Origin of the sequence: Arthrobacter sp. H41, from assembly GCF_000520535.1 — a bacterium.
GTDB lineage: Bacteria > Actinomycetota > Actinomycetes > Actinomycetales > Micrococcaceae > Arthrobacter_D.
This window is the reverse complement of the sequence record NZ_AZRZ01000486.1, coordinates 1-2271: the sequence shown is the minus strand read 5'-3', so window position 1 is coordinate 2271 and position 2271 is coordinate 1. Positions and strand designations below refer to the sequence as shown.

The following is a 2271-nucleotide window of genomic DNA, read 5'->3' as shown; positions in this document are numbered from 1 at the left end:
CGCCCATCCCCATGAAGACGATGTTAGTCACGCGATCGGCGTCGTGCCCGCCGTCAGTTCTCAGGTTGCCGAGTGCGCCCTCCGCAAGTGCCCGGTTCGCTGCGACCACCTGATCCACGATCTCCGCGGTGGACATGTTGCGGGTAAGGCCCGCCTGGCCCGTGGCGCAGAAGGGGCAGTTCATGCCGCAGCCGCACTGGGAGGAGACACACAGCGTGACGCGGCCGGGATAGCGCATGAGGACCGACTCCACGAGGGCGCCGTCGAAAAGTCGCCAGAGGAACTTGATGGTGTCGCCGTTGTCGGTCTTCAACCGCTTGATCTCGGTGAGCAACGGCGGGAACATCGCGGCAACCAGCTCGTCGCGGCCGGCCTTCGGGAGGTCGCTCATGGCGTCGGGGTCAGTGGTGTAGTGGCTGAAATAGTGGGTGGACAACTGCTTTGCCCGGAAAGCGGGGTGGCCGAGCTCCTTCAGCCGCTCCTGCCGCTCCGCGAGCGTCAGGTCAGCAAGGTGCACCGGCGGCTGCTTGACGCGCGGCGATTTGAACTGAAGGAGGGGGCGGCCGTCGCTCGTGACTACCGGCTCCGCTCCTTCGACTTCGGGGCGCACCTGCGGGCGGCTGGAACCGGGCGTGGGGGAGAGGATAACGTCAGACATCCATACCATTCTTTCATGCCTGGTGCCATCCGACGACGAATAACGCCCCGTAGCCTATGCAGCCGGTGTGTTTCTGCTCTCCAATACCCTTCTCCGGCACACCGACCCGTGAACCCAGATCTTCCGAGCGCGCGAATACTCAACCCATTGCAGCAGCACCGCCGAACGGGTCCACGCCATCGCGAAGCCCTTCACCGTGGCAACAGCGCCGTCGGAATAGACGAGGTCCGCCCAGACGGGCAGTGCCTTCGGCGGTTCGGTCACCCGGCCGGCGGCGGGCTCCGGCAGTCCCTCGGGCGCGACGAACCGGTCAGCGCTTGGAGGGATGCCGTGCCACCCGATACTCATGCAGTGGAGGTTAGGCCGTGCCCCGGACATTCTTCCGGAGAAGCCGGGTGAACCGGCCGAAATATTACCCGTGGAGAGGGGCCCGTATGGTCGCAGGCGTGCCCACGGTAATAGTGTGAACCGAACAAACCGAACGGTACGCATGACGTTCCGTTCCGGCCGCGGCGCCCTTGGGTGCCTTGAAAAGGAATGGAGATATTTCTTGAGTGCACATATCGGTGTGACGGGTCTTGCGGTGATGGGGGCGAATCTGGCACGGAATTTGGCCCGGAACGGGTACACGGTGGCTTTGCATAACCGGTCGGTGGGAAAGACCGACGCGCTGCTGGAAAAACACGGTACGGAGGGGAATTTCGTTCGGACGGAGTCCTTGCAGGAGTTGGTGGATTCGCTGGAGACCCCGCGCCGGGTGCTGATCATGGTCAAGGCCGGGGGCCCGGTGGATTCGGTGATCGATCAGCTCACCCCGCTGCTGGAGGCCGGGGACATCGTCATCGATGCCGGGAACTCCCACTACGAGGACACCCGCCGCCGGGAAGCAGCCCTGGCGGTGAAGGGCCTGCACTTCGTGGGTGTGGGGGTTTCCGGCGGTGAGGAAGGCGCCCTGCTGGGGCCCTCGATCATGCCCGGCGGCTCCGAGGAGTCCTACGCGTCGCTGGGCCCGATGCTGGAGAAGATCTCCGCGCAGTACGACGGGACGCCGTGCTGCACCTGGATCGGGACCGACGGTGCCGGGCACTTCGTGAAGATGGTGCACAACGGCATCGAATACGCGGACATGCAGGTCATCGGGGAGGCCTATGACCTGCTGCGCTCCGGGGCAGGGATCGAACCGGCCGAGCAGGCACGGATCTTCACGGACTGGAACACCGGGACGCTGTCCTCGTTCCTGATCGAGATCACCGCCGAGGTCCTCGCGCACACCGATGCGCGCACGGGCAGACCGTTCGTGGACGTGGTGGTCGATGCCGCCGGGCAGAAGGGCACCGGGCGGTGGACGGTGGTCTCGGCCCTGGAACTGGGCAGCCCGACCTCGGGGATCGCGGAGTCCGTGTTCGCCCGGGCCCTGTCCTCCCAGAAGGAACAGCGGGTCCTGGCGCAGGGCATCCTGCAAGGACACGAGGAATCTATCGAGGTCCCGGAGTCCTTCGTGGAGGATGTGCGCCTGGCCCTGTATGCCTCGAAGCTGGTCAGCTACGCCCAGGGCATCGATATGCTCACGAATGCGGCGAAGGAATACGGGTGGGAGCTCAAACTCGAGGAGA

At 65.1% G+C, this 2271-nt stretch carries 2 protein-coding genes and 1 pseudogene; 1 reads left to right on the top strand and 2 read right to left on the bottom strand.

The annotated features are described in order from the left end of the window. Together Y705_RS16560 and Y705_RS0101665 are read right to left on the bottom strand one after the other, a co-directional pair. Positions 1 to 658: pseudogene (locus Y705_RS16560) on the bottom strand (23S rRNA (adenine(2503)-C(2))-methyltransferase RlmN); the annotation flags it as partial. A 54-nt stretch (positions 659 to 712) separates the two neighbouring features. Beyond that, positions 713 to 1006: a hypothetical protein gene (locus tag Y705_RS0101665; RefSeq protein WP_026531600.1), complete on the bottom strand. Its 294-nt coding sequence runs from the start codon at positions 1004 to 1006 to the stop codon at positions 713 to 715. 202 nt (positions 1007 to 1208) lie between these two features. Here Y705_RS0101665 and gndA point away from each other — a divergent pair. Further along, positions 1209 to 2271 (top strand): NADP-dependent phosphogluconate dehydrogenase (gene gndA, locus Y705_RS0101660; RefSeq protein WP_026531599.1); only part of this gene is annotated, 1063 nt, incomplete at its 3' end.

Bases quoted from the DNA above. Each gene is read 5' to 3' on its own strand.
- Y705_RS0101665 (WP_026531600.1), bottom strand. From the start codon at position 1,006: ATGAGTATCGGGTGGCACGGCATCCCTCCAAGCGCTGACCGGTTCGTC.